At 73.0% G+C, this 23,053-nt stretch carries 18 protein-coding genes and 2 tRNA genes; 6 read left to right on the top strand and 14 right to left on the bottom strand.

Annotated features, from left to right (window positions below; genetic code table 11):
* Positions 1 to 17: 17 nt before the first annotated feature.
* From OHA86_RS25845 to OHA86_RS25830, 4 genes are all read right to left on the bottom strand, one after another.
* A complete protein-coding gene (locus OHA86_RS25845) occupies positions 18 to 692 on the bottom strand; it encodes an ATP-dependent Clp protease proteolytic subunit (RefSeq protein ID WP_251489060.1) in 675 nt (224 codons plus the stop codon).
* Positions 693 to 761: 69 nt separating this feature from the next.
* Positions 762 to 1,367: an ATP-dependent Clp protease proteolytic subunit gene (locus OHA86_RS25840; RefSeq protein ID WP_329182556.1), complete on the bottom strand. Its 606-nt coding sequence runs from the start codon at positions 1,365 to 1,367 to the stop codon at positions 762 to 764.
* 227 nt (positions 1,368 to 1,594) lie between these two features.
* Positions 1,595 to 3,031, bottom strand: a complete 1,437-nt coding sequence (gene tig, locus OHA86_RS25835; RefSeq protein WP_329178909.1) for a trigger factor — start codon at positions 3,029 to 3,031, stop codon at positions 1,595 to 1,597.
* 193 nt (positions 3,032 to 3,224) lie between these two features.
* Positions 3,225 to 3,301: transfer RNA gene (locus OHA86_RS25830), tRNA-Pro, on the bottom strand.
* Positions 3,302 to 3,413: 112 nt separating this feature from the next.
* Here OHA86_RS25830 and OHA86_RS25825 point away from each other — a divergent pair.
* Positions 3,414 to 3,487 (top strand) — tRNA-Gly (locus tag OHA86_RS25825).
* Positions 3,488 to 3,623: 136 nt separating this feature from the next.
* On the opposite strand, the gene OHA86_RS25820 is transcribed toward OHA86_RS25825, so the two are convergent.
* A complete protein-coding gene (locus OHA86_RS25820; RefSeq protein ID WP_329178908.1) occupies positions 3,624 to 4,076 on the bottom strand; it encodes an Lrp/AsnC family transcriptional regulator in 453 nt (150 codons plus the stop codon).
* Positions 4,077 to 4,257: 181 nt separating this feature from the next.
* On the opposite strand from OHA86_RS25820, the gene OHA86_RS25815 reads away from it, so the two are divergent.
* Positions 4,258 to 5,286: an asparaginase gene (locus OHA86_RS25815; protein ID WP_329178906.1), complete on the top strand. Its 1,029-nt coding sequence runs from the start codon at positions 4,258 to 4,260 to the stop codon at positions 5,284 to 5,286.
* Here the strand turns inward: OHA86_RS25815 and OHA86_RS25810 are convergent.
* On the bottom strand, positions 5,251 to 5,445 hold the full coding sequence (locus OHA86_RS25810) for a hypothetical protein (RefSeq protein WP_329178904.1): 195 nt from the start codon (positions 5,443 to 5,445) through the stop codon (positions 5,251 to 5,253). The genes OHA86_RS25815 and OHA86_RS25810 overlap by 36 nt on opposite strands.
* 136 nt (positions 5,446 to 5,581) lie before the next feature.
* Entirely contained in the window at positions 5,582 to 6,715 is a 1,134-nt protein-coding gene (locus tag OHA86_RS25805; RefSeq protein ID WP_443071889.1) for a PP2C family protein-serine/threonine phosphatase, read from the bottom strand.
* Between the two features lie 148 nt (positions 6,716 to 6,863).
* Between OHA86_RS25805 and OHA86_RS25800 the strand changes: the two genes are divergently transcribed.
* Positions 6,864 to 8,096, top strand: coding sequence for a GNAT family N-acetyltransferase (locus tag OHA86_RS25800; protein WP_329178901.1), 1,233 nt, complete (start codon positions 6,864 to 6,866; stop codon positions 8,094 to 8,096).
* 25 nt (positions 8,097 to 8,121) lie between these two features.
* On the opposite strand, the gene OHA86_RS25795 is transcribed toward OHA86_RS25800, so the two are convergent.
* The 5 genes from OHA86_RS25795 to OHA86_RS25775 all read right to left on the bottom strand — a co-directional run bounded on the left by OHA86_RS25795 (position 8,122) and on the right by OHA86_RS25775 (position 11,970).
* Complete coding sequence (locus OHA86_RS25795) at positions 8,122 to 8,928, bottom strand: Fpg/Nei family DNA glycosylase (protein WP_329178899.1); 807 nt, start codon at positions 8,926 to 8,928, stop codon at positions 8,122 to 8,124.
* A gap of 7 nt (positions 8,929 to 8,935) precedes the next feature.
* The gene (locus OHA86_RS25790) at positions 8,936 to 9,424 is read right to left on the bottom strand and encodes a ribose-5-phosphate isomerase (protein WP_329178897.1); all 489 of its coding nucleotides are present in this window, start codon (positions 9,422 to 9,424) and stop codon (positions 8,936 to 8,938) included.
* Between the two features lie 598 nt (positions 9,425 to 10,022).
* A complete protein-coding gene (locus OHA86_RS25785) occupies positions 10,023 to 10,622 on the bottom strand; it encodes a biotin transporter BioY (RefSeq protein ID WP_329178895.1) in 600 nt (199 codons plus the stop codon).
* Positions 10,623 to 10,854: 232 nt separating this feature from the next.
* A complete protein-coding gene (locus tag OHA86_RS25780) occupies positions 10,855 to 11,241 on the bottom strand; it encodes a VOC family protein (RefSeq protein ID WP_329178894.1) in 387 nt (128 codons plus the stop codon).
* 15 nt (positions 11,242 to 11,256) lie between these two features.
* A complete protein-coding gene (locus OHA86_RS25775; RefSeq protein WP_329178891.1) occupies positions 11,257 to 11,970 on the bottom strand; it encodes a mycothiol-dependent nitroreductase Rv2466c family protein in 714 nt (237 codons plus the stop codon).
* 155 nt (positions 11,971 to 12,125) lie between these two features.
* On the opposite strand from OHA86_RS25775, the gene pepN reads away from it, so the two are divergent.
* The 3 genes from pepN to OHA86_RS25760 all read left to right on the top strand — a co-directional run bounded on the left by pepN (position 12,126) and on the right by OHA86_RS25760 (position 19,617).
* Positions 12,126 to 14,744 (top strand): aminopeptidase N, encoded by a 2,619-nt coding sequence (gene pepN / locus OHA86_RS25770; protein ID WP_329178890.1) that lies wholly within the window; start codon positions 12,126 to 12,128, stop codon positions 14,742 to 14,744.
* 168 nt (positions 14,745 to 14,912) lie between these two features.
* Complete coding sequence (locus OHA86_RS25765) at positions 14,913 to 16,103, top strand: hypothetical protein (RefSeq protein ID WP_329178888.1); 1,191 nt, start codon at positions 14,913 to 14,915, stop codon at positions 16,101 to 16,103.
* Between the two features lie 175 nt (positions 16,104 to 16,278).
* Positions 16,279 to 19,617 carry a S8 family serine peptidase gene (locus OHA86_RS25760; RefSeq protein ID WP_329178887.1) on the top strand — a complete coding sequence of 1,113 codons (3,339 nt, stop codon included), beginning with the start codon at positions 16,279 to 16,281 and terminating at the stop codon, positions 19,615 to 19,617.
* Positions 19,618 to 20,063: 446 nt separating this feature from the next.
* Here the strand turns inward: OHA86_RS25760 and OHA86_RS25755 are convergent, their stop codons facing one another.
* Together OHA86_RS25755 and OHA86_RS25750 are read right to left on the bottom strand one after the other, a co-directional pair.
* Positions 20,064 to 22,565, bottom strand: coding sequence for an ABC transporter permease (locus OHA86_RS25755; RefSeq protein WP_329178885.1), 2,502 nt, complete (start codon positions 22,563 to 22,565; stop codon positions 20,064 to 20,066).
* The gene (locus OHA86_RS25750) at positions 22,562 to 22,885 is read right to left on the bottom strand and encodes a hypothetical protein (RefSeq protein ID WP_329178884.1); all 324 of its coding nucleotides are present in this window, start codon (positions 22,883 to 22,885) and stop codon (positions 22,562 to 22,564) included. Before OHA86_RS25750 ends, OHA86_RS25755 begins: the two co-directional genes overlap by 4 nt.
* Positions 22,886 to 23,053 lie beyond the last annotated feature (168 nt).

Here is a 23,053-nt window from a genome sequence, read left to right as displayed (position 1 = left end):
ACCGCCTGCCGGGTGGATCAGACGTTCACAGAGGTCTTGCGGGTGGAGACGATCTGGTCGACAAGACCGTAGGCCAGGGACTCCTCGGCCGTCAGGATCTTGTCGCGTTCGATGTCCTCCCTGATCTGCTCGATCGGGGTGGTGGAGTGCTTGGCCAGCATTTCTTCCAGCTGCTGCCGCATCCTGATGATCTCGTTGGCCGCGATCTCCAGGTCCGAGACCTGCCCGCGGCCGGTCTCGCTGTACGGCTGGTGGATCAGCACCCGGGCGTTCGGCAGCGCCATCCGCTTGCCGGGGCTGCCGGCCGCGAGCAGCACGGCCGCGGCGGAGGCCGCCTGGCCCATGCAGACGGTCTGGATGTCCGGCTTCACGAACTGCATCGTGTCGTAGATCGCGGTGAGCGCGGTGAACGAGCCGCCGGGGCTGTTGATGTAGACCGAGATGTCCCGGTCGGGGTCCATCGACTCCAGGCACAGCAGCTGCGCCATGACGTCGTTGGCCGACGCGTCGTCGATCTGCACGCCGAGGAAGATCACCCGCTCCTCGAACAGCTTCGCGTACGGGTCGTACTCGCGCACGCCCTGCGAGGTGCGCTCCACGAAGCGCGGGATGACGTAGCGGGCCTCGGCGCCGAACACGCCGGGCCGCTCGGCCTCGGTGCGCTCGTACAGGCCGCTGCCGGGGAAGTTCATGGGGTTCACGTCCACCGTCCTGGTGATGAAGAGCTTCGAGTGATCAGGGGCTCGGCAGGGCGCCCGGGCTCAGGCCGCACCGGTGCCGCCGCCGCCGGGCACATGCGCGGCGGAGAGCATGACCCCGTCCAGCAGGCCGTACTCCTGGGCCTCCTCGGCCGAGAACCAGCGGTCCCGGTCGGAGTCCTTGGTGATCTGCTCGAAGGTCTGGCCGGAGTGCTGGGCGATCAGCTCGGCCATGCGGCGCTTGGTGTGCAGCAGCTGCTCCGCCTGGATCTTGATGTCGGTGGCGGAGCCGCCGAGGCCCGCGGAGGGCTGGTGCATCAGGATCCGGGTGTTCGGCAGCGCGAAGCGCTTGCCGGGGGTGCCCGCGGTGAGCAGGAACTGGCCCATCGAGGCGGCCATGCCCATGGCGATCGTCACGACGTCGTTCTTGATGAACTGCATCGTGTCGTAGATCGCCATACCCGCGGTCACCGAGCCGCCGGGGCTGTTGATGTAAAGGAAGATGTCCTTGTCCGGCTCTGCGGCCAGCAGCAGCAGCTGCGCGGTGATCTTGTTGGCGATGTCGTCGTCGACCGCTTGGCCGAGGAAGATGATTCGCTCGCCGAGCAGTCGGTTGTAGACCTGGTCGCCGAGTCCACCGAGGGTCGGCTCGCCGGCGGCGGAAGGCATCGGAGTCGTCACGTATCCACCTGCTCGTTGTCGGACGGTAGACATGCCGTCACAGGGTCTTCGTCTGGGCCGGGTGCGGCGTCTGCTGGTGCTGCACCCCTGCCCTCCTACTTACGGACCCTAACGCCCGGGTGCTGCCCGACAATCCTGTACGGCCACCTGTTCGCTGTCAGCGCATGCACTCCGGGCCGCACCCCCGCAGGGGCGCGGCCCGCAGTGGCGCGGCGTCAGGCCTTCTCGGACTCGGCGGCGTCGTCCCCGGCGGGAGCGTCGCCCTCGGTGCCGGCGTCGGAGGAGGCCTCGGCAGCGGCCTCGGCGTCGGAGGAGGCCTCGGCGTCGGCGGCCTCGTCCTCATCGTCGGCGAGGTCGATGACCTCACCGTTGGTGTCGGTGACCTTGGCGGCCTCGACCACGACGGCCAGCGCCTTGCCCCGGGCGACCTCGCCGACCAGCATCGGCACCTGGCCGCCTTCCACGACGGCCTGCGCGAACTGGTCGGGGCTCATGCCGGAGGTCGCGGCCCGCCGCATGAGGTGCTCGGTGAGCTCCTCCTGGTTGACCGACAGCTTCTCCTTGTTGACCAGCTCGTCGAGGATGAACTGGGTCTTGATGCCCTTGACCGCCTGGGTCTCCAGATCCGCGTCGTACTCCTCGCGGGTCTTGCCCTCGCGCTCCAGGTAGGTGTCCCAGTCCAGACCCATCTGCGGGAACTGGTGGTGCTCCAGGTTGTGGGTCCTGGTCTCGACCTCGTCCTTGAGCAGCTTCTCCGGGATCGGCACCTCGGTCAGCTCGATGAGCGCGTCGAGGACCTTCTCCTGGGCGGCGGTGGCCTGGTCGTACTGCTTCATCGACTCCAGGCGCTTGCGGCTGTCGGCGCGCAGCTCCTCCAGGGTGTCGAACTCGCTCGCCAGCTGGGCGAAGTCGTCGTCCAGCTCGGGCAGTTCGCGCGCCTGGACGTCGGAGACGTCGACCTTGACCTCGGCGGGCCGGCCGGCGGCGGAGCCGCCCTTGAGCTCGGAGGTGAAGGTGGCCGACTCGCCCGCGGACAGGCCGGTGACGGCCTCGTCGATACCGTCGAGCAGCTGGCCGGAGCCGATGGTGTAGCTGACGGCCTTGGCGATGCCGTCGCCGAGCACCTCGCCGTCCACCGAGGCCTCCAGGTCGACCACGACGACGTCGCCCTCGGCCGCCGGGCGCTCCACGGTGGTGGTGGAGGCGAAGCGGTCGCGCAGCTGCTCCAGCGACTTCTCGATGTCCTCGTCGCTGACCTCGACGGCGTCGACGGTGACCTCGATGCCGGAGTAGTCCGGGATCTCGATGGCGGGGCGGATGTCCACCTCGGCGGTGAACTTCAGTTCGTCGCCGTCGTTGAACTCGGTGATGTCGACGTCGGGCTGCCCGAGCACGTTCAGCTCGCCCTCGCTGACCGCCTCCGTGTAGAACTTCGGCAGCGCGTCGTTGATGGCCTCTTCGAGGACCGCGCCACGGCCGAACCGCTGGTCGATGACGCGCGCAGGGATCTTGCCCTTGCGGAAGCCCGGCACCGTGACCTGGTCGTTGATCTTCTTGTACGCCGCGTCGAGGCTGGGCTTGAGCTCCTCGAAGGGCACCTCGACAGTGAGTCGAACCCGGGTCGGGTTCAGAGTCTCGACGGCGCTCTTCACGGTTGGGTCTCCTTGGGGCTTTACGTTGATGGGGGCGGACCTTCGGTACGAGTCGTACGTCCGGCACTCGGCCTTGCCGCGTGCCCGGTCGCCAGCGGCCCATCCTACCGGTACCACAATCCCCGCCGGGCGGGGTCGGACGAGCGCCCTCCGGCCGGCGCCGCCGTGACGGGCGGGGGCGCGCGGAACTGACTGGTCGGGGTGGCCGGATTCGAACCGACGGCCTTCCGCTCCCAAAGCGGACGCGCTACCAAGCTGCGCCACACCCCGCTGGTGCGACACGTAGAGTACATGCCCCCTCGACCGTGGGCAGCCGGTATTGCGCCCCGCCGCTCATCCGGTTCGACCGGCGAGCGTGCGGTGTGCCAGAATCTGAGGCGCTGCGGGCGTAGCTCAATGGTAGAGCCCTAGTCTTCCAAACTAGCTACGCGGGTTCGATTCCCGTCGCCCGCTCCACGGCCTCCGGCCCGGGTCCCGTCCCGGTGACCGGGGGCTTTTTCGCGCTCCCGAGCGCCCGGGGCGCGCCCCCGGTCCGCCGGGTCCCCGGTCCACGCGGGCCTCGGTCCCCCGGCCCGCCTGGTCCGCCCGGTCCTCAGTCCACCGGGACGCCCTGCGGCGACTTGATGCGGCGCATGATCATCTGGGAGTTGACGTCGCTGACGCCCGGCAGGGCGATGAGCTTCTCGGTCCAGAACCGCTCGTAGGCGTCGGAGTCGGCCACCGCGATCCGCAGCAGGCAGCCGGGGGCTCCGTAGAGGCGGTAGGCCTCCACGACGTCGGTGGTGGACTGGACCTCGGCCTCGAAGGCGGCGACCGAGTCGCGGTCGCGCTGGACCTCGACCGAGGCGAAGACCTCGAAGCCGCGTCCGACGGCGGCCGGGTCGACCACCGCCCGGTAGGTCTGGATCACCCCGTCGTCCTCCAGCTGGCGCACCCGGCGCAGGCACGGGGAGGGGGTCAGGCCGACACGCTGGGCCAGCTCCTGGTTGGTCAGCCGGCCGTCGGCCTGAAGTTCGCGCAAGATGCTTCTGTCAATGGCGTCCACCGAAGCATTATCACCCAACATTCCGGGGTGTACCGGCCGGTATTTGCAATCATATGGCGGGTCTACGCGCATATCATTGCAGGAGGAAGACCGCCCCCGGTGATGCCGCCACGTCATCGGCGGCACCGACGGCACCGACGGGCGCGGTCGGCACAGCGGCAGCAGTGGAGGCGGAGGCATCGTGCGACACGTCGTGGTCATCAGCACCGGAGGCACCATCGCCAGCCGATGGCAGGGCGACGGCTACGCGGCGGAGGCCGCCGGGCAGGAGGTCCTGGAGGCGAGCGCGGTGCCCGACGGCGTCGAGGTGCGGGTGGTCGACCTCTTCACCGTCAACAGCTCGCGGCTCACCACCGACCACCAGCTGCGGCTGCTGCACGCGGTGCACGACGCGCTCGCCGACCCCGAGGTGGACGGCGTCGTCGTCACCCACGGCACCGACACGCTGGAGGAGTCCGCCTTCTTCGTCGACCTCTTCCACGGCGACCGGCGCCCGGTGGTCTTCACCGGCGCCCAGCAGCCGCTGGACGCGGCGGACGGCGACGCGGCGGGCAATCTCTACGACGCGCTGCTGACGGCCTCCTCGCGCCGCGACATCGGCTCCGTGATCGTCTTCGCCGGGCAGGTCTTCGCCGCCCGCGGCACGGTCAAGCGGCACACCGTGGACGCCCGCGCCTTCGGCGCCCCCGACGGGCTGCCGCTGGGCCGGGTCGAATTCGGCCGGGTGACCTGGGGCCGGCAGCAGCCGCGCCCCGAGGCGCTGCCGCTGCCGGAGCGCGGCACCACCGCGCCCCGGGTGGACATCGTGATGCACCACAGCGACGGCGACTCGGTGCTCTTCGACGCGGCGGTCGGCGCGGGCGCCCGCGGCATCGTGCTGGTCGGCACCGGCGCGGGCAACGCGAACCCGGAGGTCGTCGACGCCGTACGCAGGGCCGTCGCGGCGGGCGTGGAGGTCGCGGTCAGTACCCGGGTGGCGGCCGGCGCCGTGGCGCCGCTCTACACCGGTGGCGGCGCGGTGGACCTCGCGGCGGCCGGCGCGCTGCTGACCGGCACGCTCAAGCCGGGGCAGGCGCGTATCGCGGTGCTCGCCGCGCTGCTGGCCGGCGGCGGCGCCGGAGCCGGCGCGGGGCTGCGCCGGATCCTGGACGCCGCCCCGAGGACGGCGCCCGCGTCAGATCTTTATCTGGTTGATGGTGTCGGCCACTGAGTTGAGGAACCGGTTGATGTCCGGCGCCATGTTCGTGGAGGCGAGGAAGAAGCCGAAGAGGGCGGCGACGATCGCGGGGCCCACCTTTATCGACTTCGCCCGGATCATCACCACCAGGATGACTGCGAGCAGCAGTGCGGCGGACAGGGAGATAACCACAGCGGATCACTTCCTCTTTCGGTTTCCTTGCCGGTCCGGGGACCGCGCCGCCCCCGCCTCGCCGTACCCATGGTGCCATCGGTGACGGACGATCAACGTTCTTCCGTCACACGGCACATAGTCCCATTCCCGAGGGCTAGTCGCGGCACACTACGAGCAACGCGCGGTCGTCGTTCACGTCCTTGGCCACCGCCTCGATCAACCGCCAGGCGGAACCGCGGAATCCGGTTGCGACGAAGCGGTCCGCCTCGCCGATCAGCCGGTCCATGCCCTCGGCGATGTCGCGCTCGGCGGTCTCCACCAGGCCGTCGGTGAACAGCATCAGGACGTCGCCGGACCGCAACGTGCCCTTGACGCCGTGGAATTCGGCCCCGTCGTAGACACCGAGCAGCGGTCCCTCCGCGGCCTTCTCCTCCCACCGCCCGCTGCCGGCGTGCAGCTGGACGCCCGGCGGGTGGCCCGCGGACAGCAGCTCGTAGTCGCCGCTCTCCAGGTCGAGCACCAGGTGCACGGAGGTCGCGAAGCCCTCCTCCCAGTTCTGCCGCAGCAGATAGCCGTTGGCGGCGGTGAGGAAGGCGTGCGGCGGCAGCGAGCCGAGCAGGCCGCCGAAGGCGCCGGACAGCAGCAGCGAGCGCGAGGCGGCGTCCATGCCCTTGCCGGACACGTCGGTGAGCACCGCTTCGAGCACCCGGCCGCCGGCGCTGCGGGTGGCGACCACGAAGTCGCCGGAGAAGGACTGGCCGCCGGCCGGCCGCAGCGACATCTCGGCGTGCCAGCCGCCGGGCAGCCGCGGCAGCCTGCTCTGCACCCGGATTCTTTCCCTGAGGTCGAACAGCATGGTGTGGCCGCCCCGCCACGGCACCCCGACCCTGGCCCTGAACTGGGCGATGACCAGGCCGGCCAGCGCCACCGCGGTCACCACGAGCACCGTGCCGGGAGTGACCCGGGCCGGACCCTCGCGGTAGGGGCCGAGGGCGGCCGACTCCGCGATCAGCGCGACCGCGGAGGCCGCGTAGACCAGCAGCAGGCTGGAGGGGCGCAGCAGCAGCCCGCCGGCCAGGATCGGCAGCACCAGGGCGCTCGGCGGGCACCACACCGGTGTGACCACCGAGGTGTACGCCAGGACCGGGATCACCGCGATCAGCACGCCGAGGCCGGCCCAGTCCGAGGCGCCGCCGCGGAAGTAGTCGACGGCGGACTTGCGCACGCTGAGCCGGGCCCGGTGCAGCCGTCTGCGCCACCTGAGCCCGAGCCCCTCGCCCGCCGCCACTTTTGCCATGTTCCGGCGACCCTACCCACGGATGGCCCTGCCGTGCAGGCCGGATGGGTTGTGAGCTGTCCGGGTGAGCCGGAACAGGGCGGAAAGCAGGCGGGAAAATACGTTCGCCTGCCGCCGGGGGTCCTGGTAGGCAGTGCGCGTGACGATCGATCTGCGGGCGCTCGCGGCCGAGGACTGGGAGGAGTTCTGCCTCCGCCTGGTGCGGGCCTTCGGCGGGCCGGGCGGCGCCCCCGAGGAAACAGCGATGTGGCGCGGCCTGTTGCCCGTCGAGCGGGCGATCGTCGCCCGGGCGGACGGCGGCATCGTCGGCACCGCGGGCGCCTTCGACTTCCGCATGAGCCTGCCGGGCGGCGCCCTGCTCGACACCGCGGGCGTCACCATGGTCAGCGTCCAGCCGACGCACCGCCGCCGCGGGGTGCTCAGCGCGATGATGCGCCGTCAGCTCGGCGACCTCCACGAACGGGGTACCGCCGTCGCCGTGCTGACCGCCTCCGAGCCGTCGATCTACGGCCGCTTCGGCTACGGCGCCGCCACCCGGCAGATGCACGGCGGGATCGACACCACCCGGGTCACGGTCGCGGTGCCGCCGGGCGCCGACGCGGTACGGATGCGGCTGGTCACCCCGGCCGAGGGCGCCGCCGCCTGCGAGGCCGTCTACGCCCGTGTGGTGCCCACCAGGCCCGGCATGCTGGCCAGGCAGCCCGGCTGGGAGCAGCTGCCGCTGCTGGACCCGCCAGGGAACCGCGGCGGCTACGGCGAACGGCTGTGCGTGCTCGCCGAGACCGACGGCGAGGTGCGCGGTTACGCCCGCTACGCGGTCAGGGCCGGCGGGACGACCTTCGGGGTGCCCGACGGCAGCGTCAAGCTGCACGATGTCGAAGCACTCGATCCGGTGACCTATGCCGCGCTGTGGCGCTACCTCACCGACACCGACCTGGTCGCCCGGCTCACCTTCCACAACCGGCCGGTCGACGACCCGGTCCAGCAGATCGTCTCCGACATCCGCCGCTGCGGCTTCGGCTGGCGCGACGGCCTGTACGTCCGCCTGGTGGACCTGCCCGCCGCCCTTGAGGCGCGCGGCTACGCGGCGCCGGCCGATGTCGTGCTCGACGTCCAGGACGCCGTGTGCCCGTGGAACGCCGGGCGCTGGCGGCTGTCGGCCGACGTCAAGGGTGCCGCCTGCGAGCGGACCACCGACCCGGCCGACCTCGCCCTGGACGCCAAGGAGTTGGGCACCGCCTATCTCGGCGGCCACGGCCTGCGGGCGCTGGCCGGCGCGGGACTGGTCACCGAACTGCGCCAAGGCGCGCTGGCCGAGGCGTCCGCGGCCTTCCGCTCCGACCTGGAGCCGTGGCTGCCGCACTTCTTCTAGGACGCCCGCTGCGGCCCCGCGCCGGTCAGGCCTGGCAGCGGGGGCACCAGAAGAGGTTGCGGGCGTCCAGCGGCTGTGTGCGGATCCCGGTGCCGCACACCAGGCAGGGCTGGCCGGTGCGGCGGTAGACGTAGACCTCGCCGCCGTGGTCGTCCACCCGCGGCGGGCGGCCCATCGCGTCCGGCTCGTGCTCGGGGCGCACGGTGTCGATCCGGTTGGTGCGTACGCCCTCGCGCATCAGCGCCGCCAGGTCGGCCCACATCGCGTCCCACACCGGCCGCGGCAGATCGCGGCCGGCCAGGAAGGGGTCCACGCCGTGCCGGAAGAGGACCTCCGCGCGGTAGACGTTGCCGACGCCCGCGATCACCTTCTGGTCGAGCAGCAGCGCGGCCACGCTGATCCGGGACCGCGCGATCCTGGCGTACACCCGTTCCGGGTCGTCGTCCGGGCGCAGCGGGTCGGGGCCGAGCCGGTCGTGTATCGCCCGCTTCTCCGGCTCGGTGATCAGCGCGCAGGCGGCCGGGCCGCGCAGGTCGGCATAGTGCGACGGCGTCGCAATGCGCAGCCGTACGGTGTCGGTCGGCGGCGGCGCCGGGCCGTCGCCGAAGCCGAACTTCCCGATCAGGCCCAGGTGGACGTGCACCCAGCCGGCGCCGCCGAAGCCGAGGAAGAGGTGCTTGCCGTGCGCCTGCGCCTCGTCCATCACCTGGCCGTCCAGCAGCGCGGCGCCGTCGGAGAACTTGCCCTGCGGGCTGCTCGCCCGCACCGCCCGGCCGCGGAACCGCTCCCTGTGGTCGGCGGCCAGCCGGTGGATCGTGTGGCCCTCGGGCATCGCCCGGTCAGTCCTGCTGCGGGTGGTGCGCGGGGACCGGTGGAAGCTCGCCGGTGGCCTCGTACGCGGTGAGCATGTCGATACGCCGCTGGTGGCGCTCGGCGTGCGAATACGGCGTCGCCAGGAACAGCTCCACGAACTTCACGGCCTCCTCCTGGGTGTGCATCCGGCCGCCGACGCTCAGCACGTTCGCGTCGTTGTGCTCGCGGGCCAGGGTGGCGGTCTGCTCGCTCCACGCCAGGGCGGCGCGGACGCCGCGCACCTTGTTCGCGGCGATCTGCTCGCCGTTGCCCGAGCCGCCGATCACGATGCCGAGGCTGCCGGGGTCGGCGGCGGTCCGCTCGGCCGCGCGGAGGCAGAAGGGCGGGTAGTCGTCGACCGCGTCGTAGATGTGCGGGCCGCAGTCCACGGGCTCGTGCCCGTTGCTTGTGAGCCAGTCCACGAGGTGGTTCTTGAGTTCGAAGCCGGCATGGTCGGAGCCGAGGTACACGCGCATGCGCCCATCCTCCCATCCCGGGCGCCCCCCGCCGGCCCGGGCCCGCGGTATCGCCGCGTACGCCTGCCCCGGCGCGCGGGCTGGGCGGTTCCCCTTCGGCAGGGGGTGCCCTTCCGCTGCCGCGGACCGGGATGCCGCGTGCGTCGGCGGGTACGCCTCCCCCGGGCGCGCGGGTCGGGCGGTTCCCCTTCGGCAGGGGGTGCCCTTCCGCTGCCGCGGACCGGGATGCCGCGTGCGTCGGCGGGTACGCCTCCCCCGGGCGCGCGGGTCGGGCGGTTCCCCTTCGGCAGGGGGTGCCCACCCAGGGGCGCGGGGAACGGCGCGAGCAACCACCCACCTCCGGTGGTCCGGAGCGGACCGAAGAGACCCTTTCGGCCGGTGGCGACGTGCAGGCCGTCGACGCCTGGCCGCGCAGTTCCCCGCGCCCCTTCGGGCCTGCGGCCCGTCCGCACACAACGGCGCGTCGTGGCTGGCCGCGCAGTTCCCCGCGCCCCTGGGGGGCACCCCCTTGCCGAAGGGGCACCCCCAGCAGGCCCGCAGCCAGCGGTAAGGCGCCCCCGGCCGCAAGGGCCCCCGCAGGCCCGCGGCCGGCGACGGGCTAGGAGGGGGAGTTGGTGAGGCGCCAGGCGGCGGGAAGCGCCGCCATGGCAAGCGCGGCCTTGAGCGCGTCACCCAGAAGATAGGGCCGAAGGCCCATCGTCAGGGCCTGGTGGGCCGAAAGGTGGGCCGAGGCGGCCAGATAGGGCACGCCCACCGCGTAGATGACGGCGGAGCCGAGCACCATCACCCCGGCGGTCCGCAGCACCGTGCGATCGCCGCCGCGCCGCGCGAGGAAGCCGACCACGCCGGAGGCGACGAGCATCCCGAGGATGTAGCCGAAGCTCGGCATGGACCAGCCGGACGTACCGTCCGCGAACCACGGCAGGCCGGCCGCGCCGGCGGCGGCGTACAGGCCGAGCGACGCGACCCCGCGCTTCGCGCCGAGCGCCGTGCCGACCAGCAGCGCGGCGAAGGTCTGGCCGGTGACCGGGACCGGGGAGCCGGGTACGGGCACGGACAATTGCGCGGCGAGCCCGGTGAGCGCGGCGCCGCCGACGACCAGGGCGGCGTCCCTGAGCCGGGCCCGGCCGGCGGAGGACGCGGGGAGCAGGTCGGCGAGGACGGTTCCGGCCCGGCCGGGGACAGCTGTGGTGCTCATCGGTTCTCCGCGGGGTGGGGGTGATCGGTGGGTCACTGTGACGCTAACCCAGCCGCCGATCCCCCTTCATCGTCGGACCCCGACAAAGCCGTGATCTTCCGCTTGGAGACTCCCGCGCCCGCGCGCGGACTCGTTTGAGCAGGTCGCGTGACCCACGTCACGCGCGACGGGCGGCCGGGACGGGTACGTCCTCCCCCCTTCCCGGCCACCCGCACTGTGCGGTTTCACCAATTCAGGCGAGCTGAATGAGGTCCCACCTGTTGCCGTACAGGTCGTGGAAGACGACCACCGCGCCGTACGGCTCGTAGCGCGGCTCCTCCTCGAAGACCACGCCCGCGGCGACCATCCGCTTGTAGTCGCCGTCGAAGTCCTCGGTGTTCAGGAAGAGTCCGACCCGCCCGCCGGTCTGGTCGCCGATCCTGGCGGTCTGGCCCGGCGTGGTGGCGCGGGCGAGCAGCAGGCCGGTCTCGCGGGCGCCCGGCGGCGCGACGACGACCCACCGGCCGCCGTCCTCGCGCGGGGTGTCCTCGCGCAGCTCGAAGCCGAGCGCGCCGGTGTAGTAGGTGATGGCCTCGTCGTAGTCGCGTACGACGACGGCCACCAGGCCCAGGTGTGCCATGGCTCTCCGACCGCTCTACTCGAAGCTGGGCCCGGCGGTGCGGGTGCGCTTGATCTCGTAGAAGCCGGGGACCGACGCCACCAGGAGCGTGCCGTCCCAGAGCTTCGCCGCCGCCTCGCCCTTGGGGGCGGGGGTGACGACGGGGCCGAAGAAGGCGACCTGCGAGCCGTCGGCGCCGGGGACGGCGATCACCGGGGTGCCCACCTCCTGGCCGACCTTGTCGATGCCCTCCTTGTGGGAGGCGCGCAGCTCAGTGTCGTAGGTGTCGCGGTCGGCGTAGTCGGCCAGCCCGGCGGGCAGCCCGACCTCTTCGAGGGCCGCGACGATCGTCTCCTTGGACTTGGGCTGGCCCTGGTTGTGGAAGCGGGTGCCGAGGGCCTCGTAGAGCGGGCCGACGACCTCGTCGCCGTGCTCCTGCTGGGCGGCGATCACCACGCGGACCGGGCCCCAGGCCTCCCGCAGGAAGGTGGCGTAGTTCTCGGGGAGGGTGTCGAGCTTGTCCTCGTTCAGCACCGCCAGGCTCATGACGTGCCACCGCACCTCGACAGGGCGGAGCTTTTCGACCTCCAGCATCCAGCGGGACGTCATCCATGCCCACGGGCACAGCGGGTCGAACCAGAAGTCGGCCGGAGTCTTGGTGGTCTCGGTCGCAGTCACTGCGTACTCCTCGTGCGGGATGCGGGCGGCGTCCGGGCTCTGCCGGACGCGGCCCCGGGTGGGGCTGGGCATGGCACTCCTGAACGCCACAACGCGGCGGGGGCGCGGCGGCATTCCCGACCGCCGTGCCGCCGTATGCGCTGGTGGGCGCTCTTGTGTCCGACCTCCGTGGAAGGATGCGAAGCGTTGCGTGTCCGTACCGGGGGTCATACACGAAGGAGCCGCCCGTGCCCGGCGAGAACCTGAGCCGTGAGGAGGCCCGCGAGCGGGCCGCGGTCCTGTCGGTGGAGCGCTACGACGTGGCGCTCGACGTACGGTCCGCGGTCGGTGCCGCGACCGCCGGCGGGGAACGCACCTTCCGGTCCACCACGGTGATCGACTTCCGGTGCAGCCGGCCGGGCGTGTCGTCCTTCGCCGATCTCGTCGCGTCCGAGGTGACGTCGGTCCGGCTGAACGGCCGGGAGCTGGATCCCGCGGCGGTCCACGACGGCGCCAGGATCGCCCTCGACGGCCTCGCCGAGCGCAACACCCTGGTGGTCGACGCGCGTTGCGCCTACAGCCGTACGGGCGAGGGCCTGCACCGCTTCGAGGACCCGGAGGACGGCGAGGTCTACCTGTACACGCAGTACGAGCCGGCCGACGCCCGCCGGGTCTTCGCGAATTTCGAACAGCCCGACCTCAAGGCGCCGTTCACCTTCCAGGTGACCGCCCCCGAGGGCTGGACGGTGCTGTCCAACGCCGAGCAGGACGGTGAGCCCGCCGCGGCCGACGGCGGCGGCGCGACCACCCGTTTCCGGCCGACCCTGCCGATCGCGACGTACATCACCGCGGTCGTCGCCGGCCCCTACCACGTCGAGCACGACCACTACGCGCGCGCCTTCGACGACAAGGTGACGCTCGACATCCCGCTGCGCGCGCTGTGCCGCCGCTCGCTGGCGCGGCATTTCGACGCGGACGAGATCTTCACCGTGACCAAGCAGGGCCTGGACTTCTACCACGACAACTTCGACTACCCGTATCCGTTCGGGAAGTACGACCAGGCCTTCGTGCCGGAGTACAACATCGGGGCGATGGAGAACCCGGGCTGTGTGACCTTCCGGGAGGAGTTCGTCTTCCGCGGCAAGGTGACGCGGGCGTCGTACGAGCACCGGGCCAGTGTCGTGCTGCACGAGATGGCGCACATGTGGTTCGGCGACCTGGTGACGATGCGCTGGTGGGACGACCTGTGGCTCAAGGAGTCCTTCGCGGACTTCATGGCGGCCTTCTCCCAGGTGGAGGCGACGCAATATGCCGAGGGGTGGATCACCTTCGCCAACCGCCGCAAGGCGTGGGCCTACCGCGCCGACCAGCTGCCGTCCACGCACCCGGTGGTCGCCGACATCCGCGACCTGGAGGACGCCAAGCTCAACTTCGACGGCATCACCTATTCCAAGGGCGCCGCCGTGCTCAAGCAGCTGGTGGCCTATGTCGGCAGGGACGCCTTCCTGGAGGCGGCCCGGCGGTATTTCAAGCGGCACGCGTACGGCAACACCGAGCTGGCCGACCTGCTGTCGGTGCTGACCGAGACCTCGGGCCGCGACATGCCGGCCTGGTCGCGGGCGTGGCTGGAGACGGCGGGCGTCAATTCGCTGACCCCGCAGGTCGTCCATGACGCGGAGGACCGGATCACCGCGCTGACGGTGCTCCAGACCGCGGACGACCCGGCTCATCCGCAGCTGCGCCCGCACCGGGTCGCGGTGGGCCTCTACCGGCGCGTGCCGGGCGGCGCCCTGGAGCGTTACGCGCGGGCCGAGGCCGATGTGGCGGGCCCGGTCACGGTGATCGAGGAGCTGGCCGGGCAGCCGCGGCCCGACCTGGTGCTGGTCAACGACGACGACCTGACGTACTGCAAGATCCGCTTCGACCCGGCCTCGCTCGACACGCTGCGCTCGCACCTGGGCGACCTGTCCGACCCGCTGGCCAGGGCGCTGGCCTGGTCGGCGGTGTGGAGCATGACCAGGGACGCGCTGATGCCGGCCGGCGACTATCTGGGCCTGGTGCTGCTCTTCGCGGGCCGGGAGAGCGACATCGGGGTGCTGCAGTCGCTGCACGTCCAGGCGCGGACCGCGCTGACGCACTATGTGGCGGCGGACCGCCGCGACGCCGCGGCGGCCGAGCTGGCCCAGGGCGCGCTGCACGAGCTGCGGCTCGCCGAGCCGGGCAGCGGGCACCAGCTGGCGTGGGCGCGGTTCTTCTCCTCGGTGGCGTCGTCGGCCGCCGATCTGCAGCTGCTGCGCGGACTGCTCGACGGCTCGGCGAAGATCGACGGCCTGGTGGTGGACCAGGAGCTGCGCTGGACCTTCCTCGGCGCGCTGACCGCGCGGGGCGCGGCCGACGCGGCGGCGATCGCCGCCGAGCGGGCGAGGGACGACACGGCGTCGGGCCACCGGCACGAGGTGCGCTGCCTGGCGGCGCGGCCCTCCGCCGAGGTGAAGGCCGCGGCCTGGGCCGACGTGGTGGGCTCGGACGCGCTGTCGAACGCGCTGGTGGAGGCGACCATCGCGGGCTTCGCGCAGGCCGGGCAGCGCGATCTGCTCGCGCCGTACACGCAGCGGTATTTCGCGGCGCTGGAGGAGCTGTGGGAGACCCGCTCGATCGAGACCGCGATGGCGGTCGTAAGCGGGCTCTACCCGGCCCTCCAGGACCGCCAGGAGACGCTGGCGGCGACCGACGCGTGGCTGGAGGCGCACCCGGCTGCCGCGCCCGCGCTGCGCCGGCTGGTGCTCGAAGCACGGGACGACCTGGCCCGGGCGCTGCGCGCGCAGGCCTGCGACACGCTGGCGACCCGCCCCGGCGCCGGGATCTGACCACGGGTGCGGGGCCGCCCCGTCCAAGGGGCGGCCCTCGTCACCGTCGCGGGGAAGAAGCTCTGACCGGCACCCGGACATCCGCGCTTCAGCCCTGCGTTGTCCTGTTTTGTCGACGAGCGGGTAACAACGGTTAGTGACCGGCCCGGCCGCGGGAACGACGTTCCCATGAACGTGAACCCGCGCACCTCGCATGCCCTGAACCGCCGACTGCCCGCGAGGCAGAAGGTACTGACCCTCCATCAGCTGCGCCGCCACGGTGTGCCGGCGGCGGCCGTCGCCAAGCGCTGCCGCCCGGGCGGCCCCTGGCAGCAACTGCTCCCGCAGGTGTATCTGCTGCACGCGGGACCGCCCAGCGGCCGGCAGCGGTTGCAGGCCGCGCTGCTCTACGCCGGCCGCGACCCGCACGCGTACGGTCCGCTCGGCGGCGGCCGGGAGGCGATGGTGACCGGCATGGCCGCGCTCGCCCTGCACCGCTTCTCCGGGGTGCCGCCGCTGCGCGAACTGCCGCGGATCGACGTCCTGGTGCCCCGGCAGCGCCGGCTGCGGGACGTCGGCGACGTGTGCGTGCACCGCAGCCGCGACCTGCCGCGCCCGCTGGAGGTGGCCGGGCTGCCCTGCGCCCCGGTGCCACGCGCGCTGGCCGACGCCGTCGCGGGACTGGACGACGCCGAGACCGTACGGCGGCTGCTGACCGAGGCCGTACGCGGCGGGCACTGCGACGCCGCGCCCGTGCTGCGCGAACTGGCCGGTGCCGGGCTGCTGGAGCGACCGCAGGTCGCCGCGGCGGTCGGCGCGCTGCGCTGCGCCGACCGCGTCATGGCGGAGCGGCGGCTCTACGCGATGGTGCGCGACCACCAGTTGCCCGACCCGGTCTGGAACGTCGACCTGCGGCTGCCCGCCGGGCCGCGGCTTGGCCCGGTGGACGCCTACTGGCCCGAGCACGCGGTGGCTCTCGCGATCGACCCGCGGTCCGGTCGGCCACCGGGCGGCACGGACGGGTACGGGCCGCGGCCCGGCGACGGCGCGGCCACGGGCCACGGCCCGGCAATGGACGACGCCGTCACCACCTGCGACGCCGCCGCGGACGACGTCCACGCCGACCCCTTCGGCGACGCCCTTCACGTCGGGGAGGGCGACGAGACGTACGCGCTCACCACGGCACTCGGCGACGACGAGATGTGGTCGCGCTGCGTACGGCAGCGCGAGCGGCTCGAAGCGCTGGGCATCACCCTGGTGCACGTCACCGCGGCCAAGCTGCGGGACGCCGGTGAGCAGCAGGCCACCGTGGTGCGGACGGCGCTGACGGCCTCGGTGGACCAACTGCCCGCCGCCTATGTCGTGGTGACCCCGCACTGAGCCCGTTCCCGCGGCTCTTGCATGCGTTTGCGCGGATTTGCCAGTGGCGGAAACACGTCACCGGAGCACCAAGAGAAGGTCAACGCACCACAAAGAGCTGCTTTTCCCGGCAGGGTGACCACCCGTACGGTTCCGTTTTCCGAACACCGACCCGACGGTCCGAACAGGGATGCCCATGCCACTCGATCACATACCAGGCAAGAGACGCGCGGCCAGGCTCGCGCTCACCGCGGGCCTGGTGGCCGCGCTGGCGGCCGCAGGTCCCGCGCTGGCGGTCGCCGACCCCGCGCCCACCCCTCCTGCCTCCCCCGCCGCCCCCGCCACCGGCTCGGACGCCCCCGGCGAACCCGGCAAGGACGCGGCCGACAAGCTCGGCGCCGCCGACGCCACCTTGCTGGCCAACGCCAAGGCCGACGGCGACAAGAACGTCACCTTCATGATCGCGGGCAAGCCCGGCAGCACAGCGGAGATCACCTCCCGGCTGCGTGCCCAGGGCGCCAGCGTCGGCCAGACGTACGACCAGCTCGGCTACGTACGCGCCACCGTGCCCACCGCGAAGGCCGACGCGGCGCTCGGCGCGGCGCAGAAGCTGCCCGCGGTGCTCGCCATCGACCTCAAGCAGGAGGTCAAGCTCGACGACCCGACGCCGGCCGCCGACACCACCGCGACGGCGTCGCGCCACCCGGGCAAGCCGGCCGCCACCTACCCGGGGCCCGACAAGAACACCCCCGCCAAGAACCCCTACCAGCCGTCCTTCGAGACCGGCGCGGTGGACTTCGTCAAGGACCACCCCGCCTCCGACGGGCGCGGCGTGACCATCGGCATCCTCGACTCCGGTGTCGACATCGGCCACCCGGCGCTGCAGAAGACCACCACGGGCGAGCGGAAGATCGTCGACTGGGTCACCTCGACCGACCCGATCCTCGACGGCGACGCCACCTGGCGCGCCATGGTCACCACCGTGTCGGGGCCGTCCTTCACCGCGTCCGGCCGCACCTGGACCGCGCCCGCGGGAAGCTACCGCTTCAGCACCTTCGCCGAGGCCGCCACCAAGGGCGGCGACATGCAGGGCGACCTCAACCGCGACGGCGACACCACCGACGTGTGGGGCGTGCTCTACGACCCGGCCGCCGGCACCGTGCGGGTGGACCTGAACAACAACGGCGACTTCACCGACGACGCCGCCATGAAGCCGTACAAGGACGCTTTCCAGATCGGCCACTTCGGCACCGACAACCCGGCCACGCCGATCGCCGAGTCGATCCCGTTCACCATCGAGATCCGCAAGGACGTCCCGATGGACCCCTACGGCGGTGACTGGGTCGGCAAGAAGGCCGACTTCGTCAACATCGGTGTCGTGGAGGCCGAGCACGGCACCCACGTCGCGGGCCTCACCGCCGCCAACGGGCTCTTCGGCGGCAAGATGAACGGCGCCGCGCCCGGTGCGAAGATCGTCTCCTCCCGGGCCTGCACCTGGAGCGGCGGCTGCACCAACATCGCGCTGACCGAGGGCATGACCGACCTGGTCGTCAACCACCACGTCGACATCGTCAACATGTCCATCGGCGGCCTGGGCGCGCTCAACGACGGCGCCAGCGCCCGTGACCTGCTCTACCAGCAGCTGATCGACACCTACGGGGTGCAGCTGGTGATCTCCGCGGGCAACGACGGCCCCGGCGTCAACACCATCAGCGACCCGGGCCTGGCCGACCACGTCCTCAGCGTCGGCGCGTCCATCTCCCGTGAGACCTGGGCGGCGAACTACGGCTCGCAGACCACCGTGCCGTACTCGCTGCTGCCCTTCTCCGCCCGCGGCCCGCGCGAGGACGGCGGCCTCGCCCCCGTCATCACCGCGCCCGGCGCCGCCATCAGCTCCGTGCCCACCTGGGAGGCGGGCGGTCCCGTCGCCGAGGCCGGCTACGCGCTCCCGCCCGGCTACGCCATGCTCCAGGGCACCTCGATGGCCTCCCCGCAGGCCACCGGAGCCGCGGCCCTGCTGCTGTCCGCCGCCAAGGGGCAGCATCTGAAGGTCACCCCGGCGCAGCTGCGCACCGCGCTGATCAGCACCGCCAAGAACATCCCCGGCTTCCAGACCGTCGACCAGGGCGCGGGACTCGTCGCCGTGGCCCCCGCCTGGGACCTGCTGCGGCGCGGCGGCACGGCCGACACGTACACCGTCAAGGCGCCGGTCGACACCGCCCTGTCGAGCTACTTGCAGACGCCCGGCTACGGCACCGGGATCTACGACCGCGAAGGCGGCCTGGCGACCGGTCAGCAGCGGACGTACAACGTGACCGTCACCCGCACCAGCGGCCCGGCCTACGCGCAGCTGCACACCCTGAGCTGGGCGCACAACGACGGCACCTTCTCCGTCGCCAGCCCGCTGGTGGTGCTGCCGCTGAACAAGCCGGTCACCGTGAAGGTCACCGCCAAGCCGCGGTCCGCGGGCGTGCACAGCGCGCTGCTGAACGTGGACGACCTGCTCACCCACGGCACCGACACGCAGATCTCCGCCGCGGTCGTGGCCTCCACGCCGGTCGCGGGCCCGTCCTACACCCTCACCCGCTCCGGGACGATCCAGCGGGACAGCACCCGCTCGTACTTCCTCACCGTCCCGGCCGGCGCGACCACCCTCGAGGTCTCGATGGGCGGCCTCCTGGCGGGCAGCCAGACCCGCTTCATCACGATGCACCCCTACGGTGTGCCGCTGGACTCCACCCAGACCCCCGACTGCTACCCGAACTACAACAACCCGGCCAACACCTGCCGCCCCGACCTGCGCTCCTACTCCGACCCGCTGCCGGGCGTGTGGGAGATCGAGGTCGAGGCCCGGCGCACCTCGCCCCAGCTCGACAACCCCTACGTGCTGAACGTCTCGGTCCTGGGGGCCGCCTTCGACCCGGCCGTGCAGACCGTGCCCGAGGCCAAGGTCGGCACGCCGGCGCCGGTGAGCTGGACCGTCACCAACAACTACGCCCCCATCAGCGGGGGCTCGCTGCGGGGCGGGCCGCTCGGCTCGGCCCTCACCGCCACGCCGACCATCGCCGAGGGCGAGGCGCAGACCACCGAGCTGACCCTGGGCGCCGGGGTCTCCCGGCTCGACGTCTCCATCGGCTCGCCCTCCGACCCGCAGGCCGACCTCGACCTGTACGTCTACCTCGACGGTGTGCTCATCGCGCAGTCCGCCGACGGTGACGCGGAGGAGGCGGTCAGCCTCACCGATCCCGCGGCGGGCACGTACACCTTCGAGGTGGACGGCTACTCGGTGCCGTCGGGCTCCACGACCTACTCCTACGAGGACGTCTACTACTCGGCCGGGCTCGGCCAGGTCGCGGTCGACACGTCCGCGGCCGTCAACCTTCCGCACGGTGGCTCCGCGGCGGTCAGCGCGTCCGTCGTCGCCGCGGCCGAGGCGCCCGCCGGGCGCCAGCTCTTCGGCCAGGTCCAGCTGCTCGACGCCCGCGGGACCGTGGCGGGCACGGGGAGCGTGATCATCACCAAGACGATTCCCTAGCGGGTCCCCCGGGGTACGAGCTTCGGCCCGTACCCCGGTCGTCCCGACGCCTGCCACGGCCGGTGGCGTCGCACTTTGCGGTGCATCGTGCCTCGTCGCGCAGTTCCTCGCGCCCCTGGGTGATTGCCCCTTGCGGTGCGTGCTTGTCTGCTGCGCCGTCTCGGCTTGTCGCGCAGTTCCCCGCGCCCCTTTGGGGCGCTTCCCCCTCGCCCTGCGGAAGAGGGCACGCCATTCAGGGGCGCGAGGAACTGCGCGACAAGCCACAACGAACCGTCGTGCGAGGGCGGACAGCCACCACCCCAGGGACGCGGGGAACTGCGCGCCCAACCACAACGCACCGCAAGGTGCGACTTCGGCCGCAAGCGGCAGCCCCTCAGGGGCGCGCGGAACCGCGCGCCCAGCCCCCGCCAGGCCGCGGGCGGCAGGCCAGCGCAAGGGGCACCCCGCTACGTGCTCGCCGCAGGCGACCGGCGGAGGACGGCCCGAGCCGGAACAACCGTCGAGACCAGCGTCAGCGCCACCGCACCGCCCGCCAGGCCAACGGCAACCGGCAGCGGCACATAGGGCGCGGCCCCGGTCAGGCCGCGAGCGATCGGCACGAGCGTGATCCACGCGATCCCGCCCCCGATGCCCAGGCCGGCCACGGCCACCAGCAGCGCCTCGCCGCGCAGCATCCTCAGCACCTGCCGCCGGGTGGTCCCGGTGAGCCTCAGCAGCGCGACCTCGCGGCGCCGGTCGAGCACCGTCATGACCAGCGTATTGGCCGCGGCGACCGCCGCGAATCCGCCGAGGACCGCGGCCATCACCCGGTTGGCCCACGCGTTGAGTTCGAGGTCGCGGTCGGCCGTGGCCCGGTAGCCGGCCCGGTCGGTGACCTGGAGCCCGGGAACGGCGAGCCGGCCGAGTTCGCGCCGGACAGCGCCCGCGTCCGCCCCGGGGACGTCGTGCACGAGCACCTCCGTGTCGAAGGCGCTGGCCGCGTGCGGGGCGACGACGTCCCGCGGCAGCAGCAGGGAGCCGAGGCCGAGCCCGCGGCTGTAGACGGCGACGACGGTCGGACGCAGCGCCGTACCGTCGCCGAGCCACAGCGAGACGCGGTCGCCGACGTGCACCTTGGCCGTACCGGCGAGCAGCGTGTCGACGGCGACCGTGCGACCGTCGCCGGTGAGCCCGGCGAGCGAGCCGGTGCGGACGCCGAGCGCGAGCACGCCGGGCAGCCGGCCGGGGTCGCCGTCGACGCCGAGCACACTCGTGGAGTTCAGCGAACCGTCGGCGCGGAAGAGGGCGCCGCCGCGCAGGACGCCGACCGCGCCGGCCACGCCCTTGACCCGGGCGGCACGCGCGGCCGTACCGGCGGGCAGCCCCGCGCTGTCGGAGCCGATCACCTGGTCGGCGACGACCCCGTCCCTGACCTGCCGGGACGACTCGTGCTGTATCGAGCCCTGCATGCACAGCAGCGTCCAGGCGAAGGCGGTGACCAGCACGATCGGGGTGATCGCGGAGGCGAGCCTGCGGGCATTGGCGCGGGTGTTGGCAGCGGCCAGGACGCCGGGCGCGCCTCCGGCCCGCAGCGGCAGCCCGAGCACGGCGGAGGCGAGCCAGGCGACCACAGGGCCGAGGAAGGCGACGCCGACCATGAGGCTGAAGACGATACCGAGCGCGACCGACGCGGCGTCGTCGCCGGTGGTGTGCGCGGCGACCGCGGCCAGGACGACGCCGCCCGCGACGGCCGCGAGGCCGAGCAGCGTACGGATCACGCCGGGCCGCCGCCTTTCCACGGCCGCCTCGCCGAGCGCCTCGCTGGGCCGGGCCTTCGAGGGCCGCCTGGCCGCCAGCAGGCCCGCGGTCAGTGCGGCGAGCAGCCCGGCGCCGGTGGCGGCGACCATCGGGATCCAGCCGACCGCGAGGGTCACCCCGTGCGGCACCGCGTCCTTGTGCACGAGCTGGCCGAGCCACCAGCGGGCCAGCGCGATGCCGGGCAGGATGCCGGCCAGCCCGGCGAGCGGGGCGACCAGCAGCGCCTCGGTGGCGACGGTGCGGCGGATCTGCCGCGGGGTCGCGCCGATCGCGCGCAGCAGCGCGATCTCCCTGCCGCGCTGGCCGATGGCGAGCGCGACGGTCCCCATGACGACGAAGACCGCGGTGGCGGTGGCGATACCGCCGAACGACCCGCCGATCGCGGTGAGCATCTCCTTGGCCCCGGCGAGCCGCGGCTGCTCCGCGGCGCCGCGGCCGTCCCCGGTGCGTACGTCCGCGGCGCCTCCGACGGCGTGCCGCGCCTGTTCGGCGGCCTGTGCGGTGCCGACACCGGGGCGGGGCAGGACGGCGATGGCGTCGGCGAGCCCGGGGTGGCCGGACAGCCGGGGCGCGGCGGACTCGGCGAAGTAGGCGGTGGCGGCGCCGGGCGCGGTCAGTCCCGCGACCCGGTAGGACGCGGTGCCGCCGGGCGCGGTCAGGGTGACGGTGCGTCCGACACCGGTGTGCGCGGCCCGCGCGGTGCCCGGGTCGAGGACGACCTCGCCGGCGCCTGGCGCGTGCCCCTGGACGGCGGCGGCTCCGTCGATGGCCCGCGCGTCCCAGTTGCGCCCGGTCAGCGCGGGCAGCCGGTCGCCCAGCACAGGGAAGGCGATATCGGGTACGGCGGCGGCCACGCCCGGCTCCGCGGCAATACGCGCGGCAAGGGCGGCGGGCAGCCGCGCCGTGTCGGTGAGGGGGTCGGCCTCGGTGTCGGCGTCGTCGCCGTGCCCGACGGTGATCCGCGCGTCGGGGTCGGGCGCCACGACGACCGGCACATGGGCGTACCGTACCGGCGCCACACGGGCGGTCAGTCCGGTCTGGAGCAGCGTGCCGCACGCCGTGACAATTGCCGCGGCGAACAGCAGCGCGACAAAGGTCCCGACGAACGACGCGGGCCGAAACCGTACGGACGCACGGGCCAGGCCGTTCATACGAAACCCCCTCCCAGGGGGACGGACGCCACCAGGAGCGGCGGTTCAACGAGGTCCACGGCGGCGTGGAAACCCGCGGACAGGGCGGCCGGCTTCGGCACGGCGGACAGGTCGGCCGGCACGCACGCCACCAGGTGCGGCCGTTGAGCCGCATCCGCGGCAGCGCGGAAACCCGCGGACAGGGCGGCCGGCTTCGACACGGCGGACAGGTCGACCGGCACGCACGCCACCAGGTGCGGCCGTTGAGCCGCATCCGCGGCGGCGCGGAAACCCGCGGCCAGGCCCGGCCGAACAGCCGGCTCGGACAGGTCGGCCGGCACGGACGCCACCGGACACGGCCGTTCAGCCGCATCCGCGGCAGCGCGGAAACCCGCGGCCAGGCCCGGCCGAACAGCCGGCTCGGACAGGTCGGCCGGCACGGACGCCACCGGACACGGCCGTTCAGCCGCATCCGCGGCAGCGCGGAAACCCGCGGCCAGGCCCGGCGG

The organism is Streptomyces sp. NBC_01477 (assembly GCF_036227245.1).
In the GTDB taxonomy this organism is placed as follows: Bacteria; Actinomycetota; Actinomycetes; order Streptomycetales; family Streptomycetaceae; genus Actinacidiphila.
This window is presented reverse-complemented; position numbering and strand designations above follow the sequence as displayed.